Consider the following 19,443-nt stretch of genomic DNA (forward strand, 5'->3'; position numbering starts at 1 on the left):
GCTTGTTGCGGTGGTTCTCCGCCGCGCGAGCGGCGGCCGTCGCGGGAGGCGGTCCTGCTACGAGGCTTCGCCCGCCCGCTCCTCGATGAACCCGCGGAGCCGCTCCGTGTCGAGCGCTCCCTGGAGCCGGAAGGCCCGGGGGAACGCCCGACGGCGGACCGCGAGGTCGAGGCAGGCCGGATCGGGGTGCACGTGAGCGCCCCGGCCCGGGAGTGCGCCACGGGGATCAGGGACGCACTCGCCCTCGACCGCCGTGACACGCAACAGCTGGTGCTTGGCCGCGCGCTTGCGGCAGCCCACGCAGGTGCGTTCCGGGCGTGCTCGGACATGCGTCCGGCCAGACGAAGGCAAGTCTACCCCTCCGGAGCGACATGGCGCCGCCCCGCCGATCCTGGAGGACGGCGGGCTCGGCAACGACAACACTGACTACCGGGCCTGCGATTCCTCGGACTGGCCCTCGGTGTCCGGGCGGATGTCGATCCGCCAGCCGGTCAGGCGCGCGGCCAGGCGGGCGTTCTGCCCCTCCTTGCCGATCGCCAGCGACAGCTGGTAGTCCGGCACGATCACCCGGGCGGAGCGCTGGGCGGCGTCCACGATCTCCACGCTGGTCACCCGCGCGGGCGACAGGGCGGCGGCCACCATCTCCCGGGGGTCCTCCGACCAGTCGACGATGTCGATCTTCTCGCCGTGCAGCTCGCCCATCACCGCGCGCACCCGGGAGCCCATCGGGCCGATGCAGGCGCCCTTGGCGTTCAGGCCCTGACGGCGCGACCAGACCGCGATCTTGGTCCGGTGGCCGGCCTCGCGGGCGATCGCCGCGATCTCCACGCTGCCGTCCGCGATCTCCGGGACCTCCAGCGCGAACAGCTTCTTCACCAGGCTGGGGTGGGTGCGCGACAGCGTCACCGAAGCCCCGCGCACGCCCCGGCGAACCGCCACCACGTAGCACTTCAGCCGGGTGCCGTGCCGGTAGTCCTCGCCCGGGACCTGCTCCTGCGGGGGCAGGATGGCCTCCAGCTTGCCGATGTCGACCAGCACGTTCTTCGGGTCGTTGCCCTGCTGGACGACACCGGTGACGATGTCGCCCTCCTTGCCCGCGTACTCACCGAAGGTCTGGTCGTCGGCGGCGTCGCGCAGGCGCTGCATCATCACCTGGATGCCGATGCTGGACGCGATCCGGCCGAAGCCGCTCGGGGTGTCGTCGAACTCCTTCGGCTCGACGCCCTCCTCCAGCTCCGCCGGGTCCTCCATGGCCCACACGGTGACGTGGCCGCTCTCGCGGTCCAGGCGCACCCGGGCCCGGCGGCGCGAGCCCTCGGTGCGGTGGTACGCGGTGAGGAGGGCGGACTCGATGGACTCGACCAGCAGGTCGAAGGGGATGTTCTTCTCGTTGACCAGCGTGCGCAGGGCACTCATGTCGATGTCCACGGCTACGCCTCCTCGTCTTTCGTCACGTTCGTCATGGTCGTACGGCACCCGGGGGTCACTCGGCGCCGTCCTCCCCCTCGTCGAAGTCCGCGGCCTCGTCCAGGAGCTTCTCGTCGTCCTTGCGGTTGAACTCGACCTGGACCCGGGCACGGGCCACCTCGGCGTACGCCAGACGGCGCTCCTTCGGGCGGCCACGGCCCTTCACCGGCTGCACCTCGACCAGTGCACCGTCCTCGTCGGCCTCCAGCACCCGGGCGACGATCTCCCCGCCGTCCACCAGGTGGATCTTGGCCAGCCGACCCTCGGCGCGCTGCCAGTGCCGGGGCAGGGCCAGCGGACGCTCCGCACCCGGCGAGCCGACCTCCAGCAGGTACGCGTCGTCCCCCATCAGGTCCGACTCGTCCAGGGCCTCACCGACCACCCGGCTGAACTCGGCGATGGTGTCCATGTCCACGCCGCCATCGGTGTCGACGTCGATCTGGACCTGCCGGCGGCTGCCCGCCCTGGTGACCCTGACGTCCTCCAGATCCAGTCCGGCCTGCTCGGCCAGCGGCTCCAGCAACGCTCGCAGCCGGTCGGTGTGGGTGGTGCTCATCCGGGTGGACTCCTCGGCCGCGTCTGCTGTTGTCAGAAGGTCGCCCCGCGCCCCCGGTGTCACGCACCGGATCACGGCAGCTCGGCCCAAAGCCTATCCGGTCAAGCCCCCAACCACCGATTCCGGACCTCCGCCGACCGCGTGCACGCCACCCACTGCGAGCAAGCTCACACCCGGCACGGCATCCCCGAACCGGGCCCGGGAACGTGGGGATTCTGTAATCATTCACGCCAACGAGGGCAGGCGGGGAGGCCGTCCTCCCGTACCCGCCCGGAGTGATCCCGATGCATCCGCCCAGCCGACGGACCTTCCTGGCCCTCGGACTGCTCACCACCCTCGCCGCCTGCACCGCCGACCCGGGCGGCCGCCCGGCCGACCCCGCCCCGTCCCACGACCCGGACACCCCCGCCCGCCTCCGGGCGATCGCCGACACCGACCTCCTGCTCGGCGCCTACGACAACCTGCTCACCGCCCCCGGTGCCCCGACCGCCCTGCTCCAGCCCCTGCGCGACGACACCGTCCAGCACCGCGCCGCCCTCGTCCAGGGCCTGCCGGCCGCGACCCCCTCCCCCACCAGCACCCCGTACCGCTCCCTGCCCACGCTCCCCGAGCTGGCCCTCATGGAGCACCGGACCGCCGAGTCCCACCTCTACGGCTTCGACGAGGTCAGCCCGCCCCTCGCCCGGCTGCTCGCCTCCGTGTCCGCCTCCAACGCCCTGCACGCCGCGGCCCTCGGCGACCAGACCCCCATCGGCACCCCGGCCGGCCACGCCCGCACCGAGGGCGCCACCGACCCCGGCCCGGCCCTCCAGAGCGCCCTCGGCGCCGAACACGCCGCCGTCTACGGCTACGGCGTGGTCGGCGCCCACCTTCCCGACGACCCCCAGCGCACCGACGCCCGCACCACCCTCGCCGCCCACCAGGCCCAACGCGACGCCTGGCAGCGCCTCCTCACCGCCGCCACCGCCGCCCCCACCCCGGCCGCCGCCGGCTACCAGCTCCCCTTCCCCGTCACCTCCCCGGCCGACGCCACCAGGCTCGCCGTCCACCTGGAGACCCGCCTCACCGCCACCTACGCCGACCTGGTCACCACCCTCCCCGCGTTCCACCGCCCGCTCGCCGCCACCGCCCTGCGCGACACCGCCCTGCGCGCCCGCCGCTGGGGCGCCCCGCCCACGGCCTTTCCCGGCATCCCCGCCGCCTGACGCGGCGGGCACGTGGGGCAAGGACCCGCACGCCCGCCACCCCGAACCCTCCCGAAAGCCCCACACCGGCCCCCAAACCCCGACAATGGACCCATGTCGGGAGCCGAACCCACCATCACCGTCCCCAGCTGGCTGACGAACTCCGTCACCGCCACCCACGGCGAGACCGGCCGCCAATGGCTGGCCACCCTCCCCGCCAGGGCCGCCGCCCACCTCGCCGCCTGGGACCTCACCCTGGAACGGACCCTCGACCCCGGCGGCAGCCTCAGCCTCGTCGCGTACGTCCACCGCGACGACCTCTCCCCCGCCGTCCTCAAGGTCGGCCTCCCCACCGCCGAGACCGCCCACGAGCACACCGCCCTGACCCACTGGGCCGGCCGCGGAGCCGTCCTCCTCCTGGACGCCGCCCCCACCGAGGGCGTCCTCCTGCTCGAACGCCTCCACGGCGAGATCCCGCTGCGCTCCCTCGCCGAGCCCAAGGCCATGCTGGAGGCCACCAGCCTGCTGCACCGCCTCTGGACGGAGCTCCCCGAAGGCCACCCCTTCCCCGCCCCCGCCCAGCGGATCGCCACCACCGCCCGCCTGGCGGAGCGCCCCCACGCCGCCGACGAGGCGCGGCAGCTGATCGCCGAGGCCCTGGACACCGCCCGGGCCCTGGCCGACTCCGCCGACGAGTCCTTCCTCCTGCACGGCGACTTCCACCACGGAAACGTCCTGGCCGCCGACCGCGCCCCCTGGCTGGCCATCGACCCGCGCCCGCTGGCCGGCGAACGCGCCTTCGACCTGGCCCGCCTCGCCCTGGACCGCGCCGACACCCTGTTCGGCTCCCCCGGCGCCCCCGCCGCCGTCCGCCGCCGGCTGGGCCGGCTCTCCGAAGCCCTCGAGGTCGACCAGGACCGCCTCCGCGGCTGGACCCTCTTCCGCGCCGTCGACCTCGCCCTCCGCGCCCTCGCCGCGGACCGCCGCGAGGACGCCGAGCTCTACCTCGAGTTCGCCAACACCCTCTGACCCGACGGCCGTTGAGGGCTCTAAGCCCCGAGTGCCCCGAGCGCCCCGCTCTCGGCCCCGCGCAAGGGCAGCCGAGCCCCCATCACCGCGTACAGCCGCTCCGTCGCCGGGAACCGCACCGCCCGCGCCAGGTCCCGGTACCCCAGCGCCCGGTACAGCCGCCGCGCCGGCGTCTCCGCGTCGATCGCCGAGAGGATGCTCCGCTCCAGCCCCGACCCCTCGCACAGCATCCGGATGAGCCGCGAGCCGATCCCCTGCCCCTGGAACTCCGGCAGCACGTGCAACTCGGTGATGGCGAAGACCCCGTCCAGCCAGTCCCCGTACCCCCGGGCGGTCAGGTAGGGCTCGATCACCGTGCTCCACCAGTGCTCCCGCTGGTTGGGCATCCCGTACCCGAACCCGACCAGCCGCCCCCCGCTCATCGCCCCGAGCGCGATCACCCCCGGCTGCAGGGCGTGCCGCCCCACGATGTGCAGCCGTACCGCGACCTCCTCGGGCGTCAGCCCGAACGCCACCGCCTGGACCTCCAGCGCCTGCGGCGCCCAGGCCGCAAGGTCGATGGCCTCGATCGTCACCCCGGTCAGCTGATCCATGCTCCGGACGTTACTACCAGCGGCCCCGCGGCGCGGCCGAAGATCCCAACAGCACCCCGCCCGGAACCTCGCGACCCACCGCACGGCCCGCCGCGGCCCCTCAGAACAGCACGCTCATGAAGGCCCCGACCTCGCGGAACCCCACCCGCCGATACGCCGCCCGGGCCCGCAGGTTGAAGTCGTTGACGTACAGCGACACCACCGGCGCCACCTCCCGCAGCGCGACGTCCAGGACCGCCGCCATCCCCGTCTCGGAGAGCCCTCGCCCCCGGTGCTCCGGAGCGACCCAGACCCCCTGGATCTGACAGGCCCCCTCCGTCACCGCCCCGATCTCCGCCTTGAAGACGACCTGCCCGTCCTCCCCGAACCGCGCGAACGACCGTCCGGTGGACACGAGTTCGGCCACCCGGGCCTGGTAGAGGAGCCCCCCGTCCCCCGCCAGCGGCGACACCCCCACCTCCTCGGTGAACATCGCCACGCACGCCGGCATCAAGGTCTCGACCTCGTCGCGCCGCACCCTGCGCACCAGCGGATCCGGCGCGATCTCCGCCGACGGCACCGAGGTCGCCAACAGCGGCTGGTGCGCCCGCACTTCCCGGGCCGGCCCCCAACTGCGCTCCAGCAGCGCCCAGAAGGCCGCCGTGGCCGCCGCCGGCCCGACGATCGAGGAGCAGCGCCGCCCCTGCCGGCGGGCGCGCTCCGCGAAGGCCGCGACCGCCTCGGACCCGGCGTTGATCAGGACCAGGTTCGCCCCGGCGTAGCAGAGCGCGTCCAGCACGCCCTGCCCGTCGTACCAGCCCCACAACTCCCCGCCGAGCCGCCACGGATCCAGCCCGACGGCCTCGACCCTGGTCGCGACGAAGGCGTTGGCGACCGGGTCGCGGTGGAGGATCTCCAGGGCGTCCGGGAGGTCCGGCGGCTCCAGCACGCGGGTGGTGGCCAGGGCCCGGGCGGCCTGGAAGGAGCTCGGGAGCATCACACCTCGATCGAGCATCGAGACAGCACCTCACTGAGACGACTCTGGCCGAACCCTATCCGTGGCCCCACCCGGCTACGGCCGCGGGGCCGTCCGCGAACGGACGGCCCCGCTTCCGGAAAACACCGCACGGGCGCTCCCGCGCGGTCAGGACTGCCGACAACCCACGGCTGTCGGGACGAACGACGAACCACGAACGGCGAACCGCGCGGGGTTCACTCCCCCGCGACCACCGTCGGCGCCCCCGCCTCGACGCCCGCCGCCTGCATCTGCTCGGCGAGCTTGAGCGCCTCCTCGATCAGGGTCTCGACGATCTTCGACTCCGGAACGGTCTTGATGACCTCGCCCTTGACGAAGATCTGCCCCTTGCCGTTGCCGGAGGCGACTCCGAGGTCGGCCTCGCGCGCCTCGCCCGGGCCGTTCACGACGCAGCCCATGACGGCCACCCGCAGCGGCACCTCCATGCCCTCCAGCCCGGCGGTGACCTCCTCCGCGAGCTTGTAGACGTCCACCTGGGCGCGGCCGCAGGACGGGCAGGAGACGATCTCCAGGCCGCGCTCGCGCAGCCCGAGCGACTCCAGGATCTGGTTGCCGACCTTGATCTCCTCGGCCGGCGGCGCGGAGAGCGAGACCCGGATGGTGTCGCCGATGCCCTCGGCCAGCAGCGCGCCGAAGGCGACCGCCGACTTGATCGTGCCCTGGAAGGCCGGGCCGGCCTCGGTCACACCGAGGTGCAGCGGGTAGTCGCAGGCGGCGGCGAGCTGGCGGTAGGCGTTGATCATCACGACCGGGTCGTTGTGCTTGACCGAGATCTTGATGTCGCGGAAGTCGTGCTCCTCGAACAGCGAGCACTCCCAGAGCGCCGACTCGACCAGCGCCTCCGGGGTGGCCCGGCCGTACTTCTCCATCAGGCGCTTGTCCAGCGAGCCGGCGTTGACACCGATCCGGATCGGGACGCCCGCGTCCTTGGCGGCCTTGGCGATCTCGCCGACCTTGTCGTCGAAGGCCTTGATGTTGCCCGGGTTCACGCGCACCGCCGCGCAGCCGGCGTCGATCGCCGCGAAGACGTACTTCGGCTGGAAGTGGATGTCCGCGATGACCGGGATCTGCGACTTCTTGGCGATGATCGGCAGCGCGTCGGCGTCGTCCTGCGAGGGCACGGCGACCCGGACGATCTGGCAGCCGGACGCGGTGAGCTGGGCGATCTGCTGGAGCGTGGCGTTGATGTCCGACGTCACGGTGGTGGTCATCGACTGCACCGAGACCGGGGCGTCGCCGCCGACCGGCACGTTGCCGACCATGATCTGCCGGGAGTGACGGCGCTTGGCCAGCGGCTTGAGCGGCAGGGACGGAATACCGAGCGAGATCGCGGTCATGTGCGCAGGGTTCCCCGGGGTTGAGGTGTGGTCGACCGCCCGGCCGTGACACGGCCGAGGCCGGGCGCGCTGACGATCGCGCACCCGGCCTCCACGGTACGGCACCGCCATGGCGCCCAGCACACCCGTGGTACCCGAACGCCCTAACTGATCTTCACCGGGTTCACCAGGTCGGCGACCATCACCAGCAGGGTGAAACCGATGAAGATGCTGGCCACCACGTACGCCACCGGCATCAGCTTGGCCACGTCGAAGGGGCCGGGGTCGGGCCGCCTGAACAACTGTGCGAAGCGACGCCGCACCGCCTCCCAGGCCGCGCCGGCGATGTGCCCGCCGTCCAGCGGGAGCAGCGGCAGCATGTTGAAGAGGAAGAGCGACAGGTTGATGCCGGCCAGCAGGTTCACGAAGATCGCGATCTTCTGGGTGGCCGACTCGTGCAGGGAGAACACCTCGCCGCTGACCCGGGCGGCGCCGACCATCCCGATCGGCGAGTCCGGGTCGCGCGGGGTGTCCCCGACGACCGCGTTCCACAGGCCGGGGATCTTGCCGGGCAGCGCGAGCAGCGACTTCACCCCGTTCTCGGCCATGTCGTACATCCGGTCGACCGACTGCCCGAAGCCCAGCTGGACCACACCGCTCGCCGGAGTGAATCCGAGGAACCCGGCCTGGACGGTCTGACCCTTGAGCGGGACGCCGTTGCCGTCGTACTTCTGGACGTCGTTGACCGCGATGGCCGGGTTGAGGGTGATCTGCTCCCCGGCCCGCTCGACCACGACCGGCACGGTCCGGCCGGCCGACCGGCGGATGTCCGCCTGGAGCTGCTCGTAGCTGCCGATCCGGTCGCCGTCGAAGGAGAGGATCTTGTCGCCCGCCTTCAGCCCGGCCTGGGCGGCCGGGGTCTGCGGGGCACCCTCCGGGCAGGTGTCCCTGGGCTGACCCACCTTGACCAGGCACTTCTCGACGGAGCTGACCGTCGGCACGCTCATGTTGACGCCGAAGCCCATCATGACGGTCAGGAAGAGCCCGAACGCCAGGATCAGGTTCATGAACGGCCCGGCGAACATGACGATCATGCGCTTCCACGGCTTGCGGGTGTAGAAGAGCCGGTCCTCGTCACCCTCCTGGATCTCCTCGTAGGAGGCCTCGCGGGCGTCCTCGATCATGGTGCGCCAGGGCGAGCTGCTGCGCTTGGTGATCCGGCCGTCCTCGCCCGGCGGGAACATCCCGATCATCCGGATGTACCCGCCGAACGGGATCGCCTTGATGCCGTACTCGGTCTCGCCCTTCCGGCGCGACCAGAGGGTCGGGCCGAAGCCGACCATGTACTGGGGCACCCGGATGCCGAACAGCTTGGCCGTGGAGAGGTGGCCGAGTTCGTGCCAGGCGATCGAGACGAGCAGCCCGATGACGAAGACCAGGATGCCGACCACCGTCAAAACCGTTGCCACCGCTGGTCCTCCGTCATGCCGCTCCGCTCATCGTTTCGTCCTACTGCAATCGGGGTTGTCAGCCGACCGTCAGCCGGCCGCCAGCTCGCGGGCCCGGGCGCGCGCCCAGTCCTCCGCGTGCAGGACGTCCTCAACCGTCAGGGAAGTTCCCGCCGCCGAACCACCGTCCCGCCGGCCGTGCTCGGCCACGACCTTGGCAACAGTGTCCACGATTCCGGTGAAAGCGAGGCGGCCCTTCAGGAACGCCTCCACGCACTCCTCGTTGGCCGCGTTGAACACCGCCGGGTTGGTGCCGCCCAGGGTGCCCACCTCACGGGCCAGCTCGACCGCCGGGAAGGCCTCGTCGTCCAGCGGGAAGAACTCCCACGTGGCGGCCTTGGTCCAGTCGCAGGCGGGGGCGGCGTCCGGCACCCGGTCCGGCCAGCCCAGGCCCAGCGCGATCGGCATCCGCATGTCCGGCGGGCTGGCCTGGGCCAGGGTCGAACCGTCGGTGAACTCCACCATCGAGTGCACCACCGACTGGGGGTGGACCACGACCTCGATCCGGTCGAACGGCACGTCGTACAGCAGGTGCGCCTCGATCACCTCCAGGCCCTTGTTCACCAGGGTGGCCGAGTTGATCGTGACGACCGGGCCCATCGCCCAGGTCGGGTGGGCCAGCGCGTCCTGCGGGGTCACGCCGGCCAGCTGGTCACGGGTGCGATTGCGGAACGGACCACCGCTGGCGGTGACCACCAGCTTGCGCACCTCGGCCCGGGTGCCGCCGGCCAGCGCCTGGAACAGCGCGGCGTGCTCGGAGTCCACCGGCACGATCTGGCCCGGCTTCGCCACCGCCTTCACCAGCGGACCGCCGACGATCAGCGACTCCTTGTTGGCCAGCACCAGCACCCGGCCCGCCCGCAGCGCGGCCAGTGTCGGCCGCAGGCCGATCGAACCGGTGATGCCGTTCAGCACCGAGTGGCACTCCAGGGCGGCCAGCTCCGTCGCCGCGTCCGGGCCCACCAGCACGGTCGGCAGCGGACGGCCCGCCGCCTTCGCGGCCAGCGCCTCGCGCAGCGCCGGCTCGGCCGCCGGATCGGCCACCGCCACGGTGTGCACGCCCAGCCGCACCGCCTGCTCGGCGAGCAGCTCCACCCGGCCGCCGGCCGCCGACAGGGCGACCACCCGGAAGCGGTCCGGGTTGCGGAGCACCACGTCGATGGCCTGGGTGCCGATCGAACCGGTGGAGCCCAGGATCACCAGCTCCCGGGGGCCGGAGGGGTCCGCCACGGTGGGCGTGAAACGCAGCTGCGGGTGGGCGAGCGAAGTCATGCGCCCATTGTGTCCTGTCCGCGGCACCGTCCCCGACCTCCGCGCGGTTCCCCGGACTTCCGCGGCCCCCTGCTCTTTCCCTGCCTTCCACGGCCTTTCCCGGAATTCCCCGGACTTCCGCGGAGCTCCCCTGGTCCTTCCCCGCCCTCTACGGCCTTTCCCGGGATTCCCCGGGCCACCGCGCCCGGTCCGGACTACCGTCGGAGCCATGCGTACCGTCATCGCCGGGGGCCACGGACAGATCGCGCTCCGGCTGGAACGGCTGCTCGCCGCGCGCGGCGAGCGCCCCGCCGGGATCATCCGCCGCCCCGAACAGGCCCAGGACCTCGTCGACGCCGGGGCCGAGCCACTGCTGCTCGACCTGGAGGCCGCCACCGCCACGCAGCTCGCCGGGCTGCTGACCGGGGCCGACGCGGTGGTCTTCGCCGCCGGCGCCGGACCGGGCAGCGGCGCCGCCCGCAAGAACACCGTCGACCGGGACGCCGCCGTGCTGCTCGCCGACGCCGCCGAACTCGCCGGGGTCCGCCGGTACGTGATGGTCTCGACGATGGCCGCCGACGCCGGGGCGCACCACCCCGACGAGGTCTTCGAGGCCTACCTGCGGGCCAAGGGCGCCGCCGACGACGCCGTCCGCTCCCGCACCGCGCTGGACTGGACGGTGCTGCGCCCCGGGCGGCTCACCGACGGCCCCGGCACCGGCCTGGTCCGGCTGGCCCCCTCGGTCGACCGCGGCACGGTGGACCGGGCCGACGTGGCCGCCGTCCTGGCCGCCCTGCTCCACGAACCCGGCACCGCCGGACAGACCCTGGAGTTGGTCGCCGGGAACGCCACCGTCGAGGAGGCGGTCGCCGTGGCCGCCGGGCACGACGGCTGAACCCGCCGGCCGCGAACGCGAGGAGGGCCCGGTTCGGCCGAACCGGGCCCTCCTCCACGACACCGCTACGGCGCCGTCACGGGCTCTCTCAGAGGTCGAGGCCGCTCAGGACCATGACCTTCTCGACGGTGTAGTCGTCCATCGCGTACTTGACGCCCTCGCGGCCGACACCGGAGTCCTTGACACCGCCGTACGGCATCTGGTCAGCACGGTAGGACGGCGCGTCGCCGATGATCACACCGCCGACCTGCAGCTCCCGGTGGGCGCGGAAGGCGGTCTGGAGGTCGTGGGTGAACACGCCCGCCTGGAGGCCGAACGCGGAGTCGTTGACGGCCGCGAAGGCCTCGTCCACGCCGTCCACCCGGTGCAGCGACAGCACCGGGCCGAACACCTCGGCCTTGGCCAGGATGGCGTCCTCGGGCAGCTCGGCCAGCACGGTCGGGGCGTAGGTCGCGCCCTCGCGGGTACCGCCGGTGAGCACCTTGGCGCCCTTCGCGACCGCGTCCTCGACCCAGGACTCGACGCGCTTCGCGGCGTTCTCGTCGATCAGCGGGCCGACGTCGGTCGCGTCGTCGCTCGGGTCACCGGTGACCTGCGCCCTGACCTTGGCGACGACCTTCTCCGCCAGCGCGTCGTACACCGACGCGTCGGCGATCACCCGCTGCACCGAGATGCAGGACTGGCCGCCCTGGTAGTTGGCGAACATCGCGATCCGGGTGGCCGCCCAGTCCAGGTCGGCCTCCGAGGACCAGTCGGCGAGGACCACGGCCGCGGCGTTGCCGCCGAGCTCCAGGGTGCAGTGCTTGCGCGGCACCGAGTCCATGATCTGGTAGCCGACCTTGTCCGAACCGGTGAAGGAGATCACCGGCAGGCGCTCGTCCTGCACCAGGGCCGGCATCCGGTCGTTCGGCACGGTCAGGATCGACCAGGAACCGGCCGGCAGGTCGGTCTCGGCCAGGATCTCGCCCAGAACCATCGCCGACAGCGGCGTCGACGGAGCCGGCTTCAGGATGATCGGGGCGCCGACCGCGATCGCCGGGGCGACCTTGTGGGCGACCAGGTTCAGCGGGAAGTTGAACGGGGCGATCCCGAGCACCACACCGCGCGGGAAACGGCGCACCAGCGCGAAACGGCCCACGCCGCCCGGATCGGTGTCCAGCCGCATGGTCTCACCGTTGGTGCGGCGCGCCTCCTCGGCGGCCCAGCGGAAGACCGACACCGCGCGGCCGATCTCACCGCGGGCCCACTTGATCGGCTTGCCGTTCTCGGCGCTGACCAGCTGGGCCAGCTCCTCGGTGCGCTCGGTCAGCCGCTTGGCCACGTGGTCCAGGGCGGCGGCACGCTGGTGCGCCGGGGTGGCGGCGAACACCGGCAGAGCGGCGACGGCGGCGTCCAGCGCCTCGTCGACCTGGGCCTCGGTCGGGATGCTCACCTTGCCGACCAGACGGCCGTCCCAGCTGTTGTGCACCTCGAAGTCGGCGTCACCGCTCGCCCGGCGGCCGGCGAGCCAGAAATCGTACGTGGTGGTCACCGTGGTACCGGCCCTCTCCTCGTCTGTCCTACGGCCCACGGACGTGGGACCCGGATTTGAGGGTAGGCGGGGCGGCACGCCGACCGGATTGGCCGACTAGGAGCGTTCGCCCCCGGGGCCACTCCACCACGTCCTACCGGAGCGCGGCCGCCGACCCGCGCACCCCGCGCCTCACTCCTCGCCGGAGCGGAGCGCCAACCACAGCTCCATCCGCACGTCCGTGTCGTCCAACGACCGGCCCAGCAACTCCTCGACCCGGCGCATCCGGTAGCGCAGCGTGTGCCGGTGCACCCCCAGGTCCGCCGCCGCCGCGTCCCACTGGCCGTGCCGGGACAACCACGCCCGCAGCGAGGCCACCAGGTCCCCGCGCGCCGTCCGGTCGTGCTCCCGCAGCGGCCGCAACAGCCCCTCCGCGAAGGCCGTCACCGCGTCCTCACCGAGCAGCGGCAACAACGACCCCGCACCGACCTCCTCGTGGTCCACCGACCGGCGCCCGCCACGCAGCGCCACCGCCAGCGCCCGCTCGGCCTGCGCGTGCGCCGTCCCGGCCTCCTCCAGCGCGGCCGGGGCCGAAACGCCCAGCGACAGGCCCTCGTGCTCCTCCACCGCCCCCAGACAGGCCCGGTGCACCGCACCGTTGTCCAACGCCAGCACCATCAGCCGCGGCCCGTGCACACCGTCCTCCCGCGCCACCAGCAGCTTCTCGCCCACCCGGGCACCCGCCTGCTCGGCCCGGTCGCCCAGCTCCCCCAGCGCCTCCGCGGCATTCGTGCCCGCCGGCCCGGCCCCGGCCACCAGAACCCGTATCGTCCCCTCCGGCAGCCCCCCGAACAGCCCCACCGCCACCTGACGGGCCGTCGCCACCTCACCGGCCAGCACCATCCGCAGCAGCGCCGCGCCCATCCGCTCCTCCGCCTGCCGCAGCTCCCGCGAGCGCTCCAGGGTGAGGGTCAGCAGCGCCACCGCCGCGTTCAACACGTACCGCTCGGTCGGCGTGATCCGGTCCTCGGTCCCCACCGCCAGGAAACCCCGGGCCCGCCGGTCCGCCCCCAGCGACTGGACCACCACGTAGTCCTCGTCCGCCGTGTCTATCCCCGGCGCCCGCCCCTGCAAGGCCGCACTCGACGGCGCCGGCCGCCGACGCAGCCGGTCCACCTCCGCCGCCAGCCGCCCCGCCCGGCGCGCCGCCCAGTCCGGAGCCACCACCGACAGCGCACCCGACCCGTCGTACAGCGCCGCCCAGCCCCCCAGCCGGGCCGCCAGCCGGCGCACCACCGCCGTCGTGCCGTCCTTGCCGAGCGCCGCCCTCGTCAGCTCCTCCTGAGCCTCGAAGCTGGTCGTCACCGCCTCGTACTGCTCCGCGGCCAGCGCCGCCGACACCACCTTGCTGATCGCGATGAACGGCGTCGGCTCCGGCACCCGCAGCAACGGCAGCCCGCGCTGCGCCGCCGCGTCCACCAGCGGCTGCGGCACCTCCGTGTGCGACAACCCCACCCCGAGCCCCAGCCCGACCACCCCCGCGTCGGCCAGCCGGTGCACGTACGCCTGCAACTGCGCCGCCGTACGACCCAGCTTGATACCGGTGGTGAGCAGCAGCTCGCCACCCTCCAGGAACGGCGTCGGGTCGTCCAGCTCACTGGTGTGCACCCAGCGGACCGGCCGCTCCAGGTGATCCGCACCGGCGAGGACCGTCAGATGGAGCGACGTGTTGCGGACGACGGAGGCGAGTGTGGGGGGCATGGCACCTTCGGGGGATCGACCTGACCGCGCCGTTGCGGCCGGGCGAGGAGAGGGACGTGGGACTGGTGAGGGTCTCTCCCCTTCATTATGGACGCCCCGGACAACCCGCACTGCCGAATCCACCTCGAAGGCGACTTCCCCGCCGCCCCGCCATCAGCCCCTGAGGTCCACCAACAGCGGCGGCACCTGCTCCCCCGACACCGCCGTCAACGACACCACCGCATGCCCCGCCGGCAACGCGTGCGCCAGATCCGACGGCGACCACCGCAGCCGCTCCACGTCCCGCGTCGTCACCGACTCCGTCTGCGCCGTCGTCCCCGACAACGCCTTCCGCCCGATCCGGCCGGCGCGCCTTATCACGCCTCCGGAGGTGTCGGGGGTGTGGGTGACTTCCGTCTCGTGGACGACGTGTGTACCCCACGCCTCTGAGAAGAACCTCCCGTCCCACGGCGCGATACCGGGGAAGACCATCCGACAGCCCACCGCCCCAAACAACGGAGTCCTCAGCGATTCCGGCAGGTCCATCAAGGTGCGGAGCAGCAGCACCGCACCTGCGTTGGCGCCCCGCATCCGTTGGAGGCCCCGAACGGTATTCGCATCCAGGGCGGCGGACGCGTCGTCCACCACCAGTCCGGCGAACAGCGAACGATCCTCGCGGGCGGCTGCCGCCACGACAAACTGCCCCACCACGAGACGGGAGAGGATCCGCGCGGCCTCCGGATGGCTTCGTTCGGGCAGCTTCACCCGTACCCGGAGCGGATGGTCGAGCGCGCGCATGGCAAAGGGCAGACGGCCCGTGCCGTCCGTTGCGAAGGCCCCCTCAAATGCCGGGCGGTCGAGCAGTGACAAGCGGTCCGCAAGAAGGATCCCTGGGTCGTCGGCGCGCTCCTGCTGCCGCTGCCGGTACTCCAGATCCCGCTCGTACACCGACAGCCGGCCTGTTGCTCGAAGGGCTTTGACGAGCGGTTCCATCACGTCCGGCTCCCCTGAGAGCAGTGCCCGCAGTTCACGAACTCCCGGGTAGCGCCCGTAGGCGGTGTTGAACGGGCCGACCACCTGTTGAAGCGTAGTTCGGGCGCTCTCCGCGCGCGCTATCAACTCGTCCGGCAGCAACGCGTCCGACAGTCTGGCCGCTGCCTCATCGGGATCCCGCGTCGCACCGTAAAGGTCCAGTCCGTAGACCGAACCCGGCTCACCCGGTGCGATCACCACGTCGTACCAGTCATCCGGGCCGAGGTCAGCGTCAGCTGCACCGACTACCACGACGCACGCCGTCCCGGCCAGCGTCTGAAGACACAGAGCCTCCGTGACGGGGCGGGCAAGTCGAGCCGTCTTGCCGGTTCCGGCAGGGCCGACAGCCAGCAGCGACGTTCCCAGCACGGTTGGGTCCAGCGCGAATCCGGTCGATCGGTGGCTGTGCGGGTTCTTCACCACGTCCTGCGTCATGCCAAGCCGCACCTGTTGCAGCAACAGGTCGTGCCACGCCCTCCTGGTCACCAGGTCCCGGGCCTCCGAGGGATGCGAAAAGGCCGCAGCACCCCGTGCGAGCACCTGGTCGACGAAGGCCGGGAGGAAGATCGCATCGGCTTGGGCGGACTCCCACGCTCTCTGGATCCGAACGTAGTCGACGTCCCCGGCCTTCGCGTGGTCGAGCTTCTCTGCCGCCGCCAACGCTCCACTCGACCGCTGGGCAAACCACGGGTCTGCAACGGGCGACGGCTCGAGGCCGCCGACCGCCCTGACGGGGGCGGGCCCCTCATGGGTGATCGCCCTAGCAAGGACTGGAGCAATGTTCTTCCGCCACCCGGAACGCGTGAGGAACCGGCGGCCGACCTCGCGCCACCGGCCCGTTCGCCAGAACACCGCCGCCGCACAACTGATGGTGATCAAGTTGATGAGGATCTGGACAGTGTTGAACTGCTCCGGCGACGTCCCAGCGAACCATCCGAGGAGGCCCACCAGCCATACGAGCACGAACGTGCCGACGTAGTAGGTCGCGACGCTTGCGACAAGGTTCAGCGCGGCACGCCACAGCAACTGCCCGGTTGGGACCTTCGCTTCCTCCGCCTCGGTGAGATCAGTCCACTTGTAGCCCTGGCGGAAGATCCCCGGAGCCGCCTCCGGCCGGGGAATCGCCACCCACGCCGGGAGGTCGAAGACCCCGTCCGGGCCTGTGCCCGGGCGTTGGTGGGGCAGGGGGGTCGGGGGTCTGGTGGTGGTGTGCTCGCCGTGGTGGTGTGCCCCGTCCTGTGCCATGTACGGCCCCGCTCCCTCGCCCGCCCCGGCCCGACCGCCGTCGGTGCCGCCATACCCATGCCGCCGTACCGGCGACACGCCCGCGCTCAGGGTAGTGGAGCGTGGCCTGCGGGTAGTCGCGCCACTCGCGCTGGCCGTGCCGGACAAGTCGGACGGCGCACTGCTACCGAGTGGCGCGTGCCGGGGTGGGGAGGGCGGCCGTAGCCTGCGAAGCACCGAGCCGAGAAGTCTGGAGAAACCCCATGAGCGCCGCAACGCCGCTCCCGCAGGAGCGCCGCCTGGTCACCGCGATCCCCGGTCCGAAGTCGCAGGAGCTGCACGCCCGCAAGCTGGGTGCGGTGGCGGCCGGTGTAGGCACCACCCTGCCGGTGTACGTGTCCCGTGCCAACGGCGGCGTGCTGGAGGACGTGGACGGCAACTCGCTGATCGACTTCGGTTCCGGCATCGCCGTGACGAACGTCGGCAACAGCGCCGAGGCCGTGGTGGCGAAGACGACCGAGCAGCTGGCCGCCTTCACCCACACCTGCTTCATGGTGACCCCGTACGAGGGTTACGTGGCCGTCGCCGAGCAGCTGAACGAGCTGACCCCGGGTGACCACGAGAAGCGCACCGCGCTGTTCAACTCGGGCTCCGAGGCCGTCGAGAACGCGGTGAAGATCGCCCGCGCCTACACCAAGCGCCAGGCCATCGTGGTGTTCGACCACGGTTACCACGGCCGCACCAACCTGACCCTGGCGCTGACGGCGAAGAACATGCCGTACAAGCAGGGCTTCGGTCCGTTCGCCCCCGAGGTCTACCGGGTGCCGGTCGCCTACCCGTACCGCTGGCTGACCGGTGCGGAGAACGCCGCCACCGAGGCCGCCGCCCAGGCGATCGACACCATCAACAAGCAGATCGGCGCCGAGAACGTCGCCGCGATCATCATCGAGCCGATCCAGGGTGAGGGCGGCTTCATCGAGCCGGCCAAGGGCTTCCTGCCGGCGATCGTGGAGTTCGCGAAGGCGAACGGCATCGTGTTCGTCGCGGACGAGATCCAGACCGGCTTCTGCCGCACCGGCCAGTGGTTCGCGTGTGAGGACGAGGGCATCGTCCCAGACCTGATCACCACTGCCAAGGGCATCGCGGGCGGTCTGCCGCTGTCGGCGCTGACCGGCCGCGCCGAGATCATGGACGCCGCGCAGACCGGTGGCCTGGGTGGCACCTACGGTGGCAACCCGGTGGCCTGTGCCGCCGCGCTGGGCGCCATCGAGACGATGAAGGAGCAGGACCTCAACGGCAAGGCGCAGCGGATCGGCGAGATCATGCTGGGCCGCCTGCGGGCCATGCAGGAGAAGTACGAGATCATCGGTGAGGTCCGCGGCCGCGGTGCGATGATCGCCGTCGAGCTGGTGAAGCCGGGCGGCAAGGAGCCGAACGCGGAGGCCACCGCGGCCATCGCCAAGGCCTGCCACGCCGAGGGCCTGGTCGTGCTGACCGCCGGCACCTACGGCAACGTGCTGCGCTTCCTGCCGCCGCTGGTCATGCCGGAGCACCTGCTGAACGAGGGTCTGGACATCCTGGAGGGCGCGTTCGCCGCTCTCTGAGCGGTGTCGCCCGTCAGGTCGTGAACCCCCTTCCGGAGGGTTGTCCGGACAGCGCTGAACGGCCCGTGGGGACCTCTGGTCCGCACGGGCCGTTCGGTTTCCGGGCGCACGCTGCGCATGGCGCGCACAGTGCGCCCGGCCGCGCAGTGCGCCCGGCCGTTCGGTGCGCGCACCGCGGGCGGTCCGGCATGATCGACGGAGGGCCCGAGAAGTCGCCCGGCGCGGGTGAAGATGATGTGCGGAATCGCTGTAGGCGCTCGGCGCGGAAGGGCTGTTGACGTAGTGTCATCGCAGATGGACGGCGAGCCTCAGCCGTCGGCGCGGCCGTCCGCGGGGCCTCTTCGGGGGCCGGTTCCGCGGGTGCCGCACGAGGACGACCAGGCCGGCCCGGGAGGGTCGGCACCCACTGAAGACCGATCGACCGACCGTCCGACCCACACCCCCCGGGGCGCGCGGAACGGCGATCATCAGAGCCGCCCCGGAGCTTCCCCCCCTGCTCCGGGGCGGCTGTCCGCTGTTGCGGGCCGGGCGGCGCGGTCGGTGGCCGTGCCGATGGTGGCCGCGGTGCTGCTGGTGGTGGTGTCCTGGCAGGTCGCGGTGGACGGGCCGCTGCTCGGCGTGGACCGGTCGGTCCGCCGGGCCGTCCGGACGGCCCACTCGGACTTCCCGAACGCGCTGGTCGACCGGCTCGGCCACGTGTTGTCGGACCTGGGCAGCGGGGTCCCGGCGATTCCGGTGCTGTTGCTGGCCGGCGCGCTGGCGGCCTGGCGGGGGCGCCGGGCCGGGGCCGGGCGCTGGTGGCTGCCGCTGCCGGTGGCGGCGCTGACGGCGGGGCTGATCCCGCTGCTGGTGGTCCCGGCGAAGGCGGTCTTCGCCCGGCCGGGTCCGCTGGGGGATCCGCTGACGGCGGGCCAGTGGGGCTGGTACCCCTCCGGGCACACCGCGACCGCGACGATCTCGTACGGGGTGGCGGCGCTGTTGCTGGCCCGGGTGGCGGGGCCGCGCGCGGCCCGGTGGTCGGCGGCGGGTGCGGCGCTGTTGTCGCTCGGGGTGGGTGCGGGGCTGGTGTGGAGCGACTTCCACTGGCTGCTGGACGTGGTGGCGAGTTGCTGCCTGGCTGTCCTGGTGCTGTGGCCGCTCGCCCGGTGGCTGCCCCGGCCGGGTGCCGGGGGGCGTCAGGCCTCGGGGTCCTCGTTGCGGTGAACCAGGCCGGGTTCGCCGTTGTCGCGGTGCCACTCGATGACGAGTTCGTCGCGGGCGCCGAAGCGGACCAGGTGGCGGCCGACGACGTCCTCCAGGCCGGGCAGGTTCTCGCGCTCGCCCTCGACGGTGAGCAGCAGCGCGTCCGGCTGCGCCTCCAGGGTGGCGGTGCCGGCGCCGAAGACCATCGTGCCGCGGCCGGTCTCCTCGGAGTAGACGGCTTCGATCTTGCGCCCCATGTGGGCGGCGAGTTGCTTGGCGTAACGGCCCGGGCGGTCGGTGGCGACGCGGGCTTCGGAGCGGGGCATGGGCCCTCCAG

Annotated in this window: 17 protein-coding genes; 5 read left to right on the forward strand and 12 right to left on the reverse strand. The window is 72.5% G+C overall.

Features of this window, described 5'->3' with window-relative positions; genetic code table 11:
- Positions 1-57: 57 nt before the first annotated feature.
- The 3 genes from ACZ5OX_RS37100 to rimP form a co-directional block, all read right to left on the reverse strand.
- Positions 58-351, reverse strand: coding sequence for a YlxR family protein (locus ACZ5OX_RS37100; RefSeq protein ID WP_449792025.1), 294 nt, complete (start codon positions 349-351; stop codon positions 58-60).
- Between the two features lie 75 nt (positions 352-426).
- A complete protein-coding gene (nusA, locus tag ACZ5OX_RS37105; protein ID WP_449792026.1) occupies positions 427-1,428 on the reverse strand; it encodes a transcription termination factor NusA in 1,002 nt (333 codons plus the stop codon).
- A gap of 55 nt (positions 1,429-1,483) precedes the next feature.
- Positions 1,484-2,023: a ribosome maturation factor RimP gene (gene rimP, locus ACZ5OX_RS37110; protein ID WP_402415800.1), complete on the reverse strand. Its 540-nt coding sequence runs from the start codon at positions 2,021-2,023 to the stop codon at positions 1,484-1,486.
- Between the two features lie 284 nt (positions 2,024-2,307).
- Between rimP and ACZ5OX_RS37115 the strand changes: the two genes are divergently transcribed.
- Positions 2,308-3,228 carry a ferritin-like domain-containing protein gene (locus ACZ5OX_RS37115; RefSeq protein WP_465636350.1) on the forward strand — a complete coding sequence of 307 codons (921 nt, stop codon included), beginning with the start codon at positions 2,308-2,310 and terminating at the stop codon, positions 3,226-3,228.
- A 93-nt stretch (positions 3,229-3,321) separates the two neighbouring features.
- Positions 3,322-4,236, forward strand: a complete 915-nt coding sequence (locus tag ACZ5OX_RS37120; RefSeq protein ID WP_465636352.1) for an aminoglycoside phosphotransferase family protein — start codon at positions 3,322-3,324, stop codon at positions 4,234-4,236.
- Positions 4,237-4,256: 20 nt separating this feature from the next.
- Here ACZ5OX_RS37120 and ACZ5OX_RS37125 read toward each other — a convergent pair whose 3' ends face one another.
- From ACZ5OX_RS37125 to dxr, 5 genes are all read right to left on the reverse strand, one after another.
- A complete protein-coding gene (locus tag ACZ5OX_RS37125; RefSeq protein WP_465636354.1) occupies positions 4,257-4,829 on the reverse strand; it encodes a GNAT family N-acetyltransferase in 573 nt (190 codons plus the stop codon).
- 100 nt (positions 4,830-4,929) lie between these two features.
- A complete protein-coding gene (locus ACZ5OX_RS37130) occupies positions 4,930-5,805 on the reverse strand; it encodes a GNAT family N-acetyltransferase (protein ID WP_465636386.1) in 876 nt (291 codons plus the stop codon).
- A 215-nt stretch (positions 5,806-6,020) separates the two neighbouring features.
- Positions 6,021-7,181: a flavodoxin-dependent (E)-4-hydroxy-3-methylbut-2-enyl-diphosphate synthase gene (gene ispG / locus ACZ5OX_RS37135; RefSeq protein WP_392884214.1), complete on the reverse strand. Its 1,161-nt coding sequence runs from the start codon at positions 7,179-7,181 to the stop codon at positions 6,021-6,023.
- 143 nt (positions 7,182-7,324) lie between these two features.
- Positions 7,325-8,629: a M50 family metallopeptidase gene (locus tag ACZ5OX_RS37140; protein ID WP_449810006.1), complete on the reverse strand. Its 1,305-nt coding sequence runs from the start codon at positions 8,627-8,629 to the stop codon at positions 7,325-7,327.
- Positions 8,630-8,698: 69 nt separating this feature from the next.
- A complete protein-coding gene (dxr, locus tag ACZ5OX_RS37145) occupies positions 8,699-9,940 on the reverse strand; it encodes a 1-deoxy-D-xylulose-5-phosphate reductoisomerase (protein ID WP_392884211.1) in 1,242 nt (413 codons plus the stop codon).
- 208 nt (positions 9,941-10,148) lie between these two features.
- Between dxr and ACZ5OX_RS37150 the strand changes: the two genes are divergently transcribed.
- Positions 10,149-10,814, forward strand: a complete 666-nt coding sequence (locus tag ACZ5OX_RS37150; RefSeq protein ID WP_449792032.1) for an NAD(P)H-binding protein — start codon at positions 10,149-10,151, stop codon at positions 10,812-10,814.
- An 88-nt stretch (positions 10,815-10,902) separates the two neighbouring features.
- Here the strand turns inward: ACZ5OX_RS37150 and ACZ5OX_RS37155 are convergent, their stop codons facing one another.
- From ACZ5OX_RS37155 to ACZ5OX_RS37165, 3 genes are all read right to left on the reverse strand, one after another.
- Positions 10,903-12,345 (reverse strand): aldehyde dehydrogenase family protein, encoded by a 1,443-nt coding sequence (locus ACZ5OX_RS37155; RefSeq protein WP_465636357.1) that lies wholly within the window; start codon positions 12,343-12,345, stop codon positions 10,903-10,905.
- A 171-nt stretch (positions 12,346-12,516) separates the two neighbouring features.
- Positions 12,517-14,085, reverse strand: coding sequence for a PucR family transcriptional regulator (locus ACZ5OX_RS37160; protein WP_465636359.1), 1,569 nt, complete (start codon positions 14,083-14,085; stop codon positions 12,517-12,519).
- Positions 14,086-14,238: 153 nt separating this feature from the next.
- The gene (locus tag ACZ5OX_RS37165) at positions 14,239-16,341 is read right to left on the reverse strand and encodes a type IV secretory system conjugative DNA transfer family protein (protein ID WP_465636361.1); all 2,103 of its coding nucleotides are present in this window, start codon (positions 16,339-16,341) and stop codon (positions 14,239-14,241) included.
- Positions 16,342-16,583: 242 nt separating this feature from the next.
- Here ACZ5OX_RS37165 and gabT point away from each other — a divergent pair, with 242 nt between their 5' ends.
- Positions 16,584-17,924: a 4-aminobutyrate--2-oxoglutarate transaminase gene (gabT, locus tag ACZ5OX_RS37170; RefSeq protein WP_465636363.1), complete on the forward strand. Its 1,341-nt coding sequence runs from the start codon at positions 16,584-16,586 to the stop codon at positions 17,922-17,924.
- A 540-nt stretch (positions 17,925-18,464) separates the two neighbouring features.
- On the forward strand, positions 18,465-19,127 hold the full coding sequence (locus tag ACZ5OX_RS37175; RefSeq protein WP_465636365.1) for a phosphatase PAP2 family protein: 663 nt from the start codon (positions 18,465-18,467) through the stop codon (positions 19,125-19,127).
- On the opposite strand, the gene ACZ5OX_RS37180 is transcribed toward ACZ5OX_RS37175, so the two are convergent.
- Complete coding sequence (locus ACZ5OX_RS37180; protein WP_465636367.1) at positions 19,100-19,432, reverse strand: DUF2218 domain-containing protein; 333 nt, start codon at positions 19,430-19,432, stop codon at positions 19,100-19,102. The two genes, ACZ5OX_RS37175 and ACZ5OX_RS37180, sit on opposite strands and share 28 nt — an antisense overlap.
- Positions 19,433-19,443: the final 11 nt, after the last annotated feature.

Source organism: Kitasatospora sp. NPDC032121, assembly GCF_055580145.1.

What these genes read in the sequence shown, in the direction of transcription:
- rimP (WP_402415800.1), bottom strand. Translation starts at nt 2,023, where the DNA reads ATGAGCACCACCCACACCGACCGGCTGCGAGCGTTGCTGGAGCCGCTG.
- ACZ5OX_RS37115 (WP_465636350.1), top strand. Translation starts at nt 2,308, where the DNA reads ATGCATCCGCCCAGCCGACGGACCTTCCTGGCCCTCGGACTGCTCACC.
- ACZ5OX_RS37120 (WP_465636352.1), top strand. Translation starts at nt 3,322, where the DNA reads ATGTCGGGAGCCGAACCCACCATCACCGTCCCCAGCTGGCTGACGAAC.
- ACZ5OX_RS37125 (WP_465636354.1), bottom strand. Translation starts at nt 4,829, where the DNA reads ATGGATCAGCTGACCGGGGTGACGATCGAGGCCATCGACCTTGCGGCC.
- ACZ5OX_RS37130 (WP_465636386.1), bottom strand. Translation starts at nt 5,805, where the DNA reads ATGCTCCCGAGCTCCTTCCAGGCCGCCCGGGCCCTGGCCACCACCCGC.
- ispG (WP_392884214.1), bottom strand. Translation starts at nt 7,181, where the DNA reads ATGACCGCGATCTCGCTCGGTATTCCGTCCCTGCCGCTCAAGCCGCTG.
- dxr (WP_392884211.1), bottom strand. Translation starts at nt 9,940, where the DNA reads ATGACTTCGCTCGCCCACCCGCAGCTGCGTTTCACGCCCACCGTGGCG.
- ACZ5OX_RS37150 (WP_449792032.1), top strand. Translation starts at nt 10,149, where the DNA reads ATGCGTACCGTCATCGCCGGGGGCCACGGACAGATCGCGCTCCGGCTG.
- ACZ5OX_RS37160 (WP_465636359.1), bottom strand. Translation starts at nt 14,085, where the DNA reads ATGCCCCCCACACTCGCCTCCGTCGTCCGCAACACGTCGCTCCATCTG.
- ACZ5OX_RS37165 (WP_465636361.1), bottom strand. Translation starts at nt 16,341, where the DNA reads ATGGCACAGGACGGGGCACACCACCACGGCGAGCACACCACCACCAGA.
- gabT (WP_465636363.1), top strand. Translation starts at nt 16,584, where the DNA reads ATGAGCGCCGCAACGCCGCTCCCGCAGGAGCGCCGCCTGGTCACCGCG.
- ACZ5OX_RS37180 (WP_465636367.1), bottom strand. Translation starts at nt 19,432, where the DNA reads ATGCCCCGCTCCGAAGCCCGCGTCGCCACCGACCGCCCGGGCCGTTAC.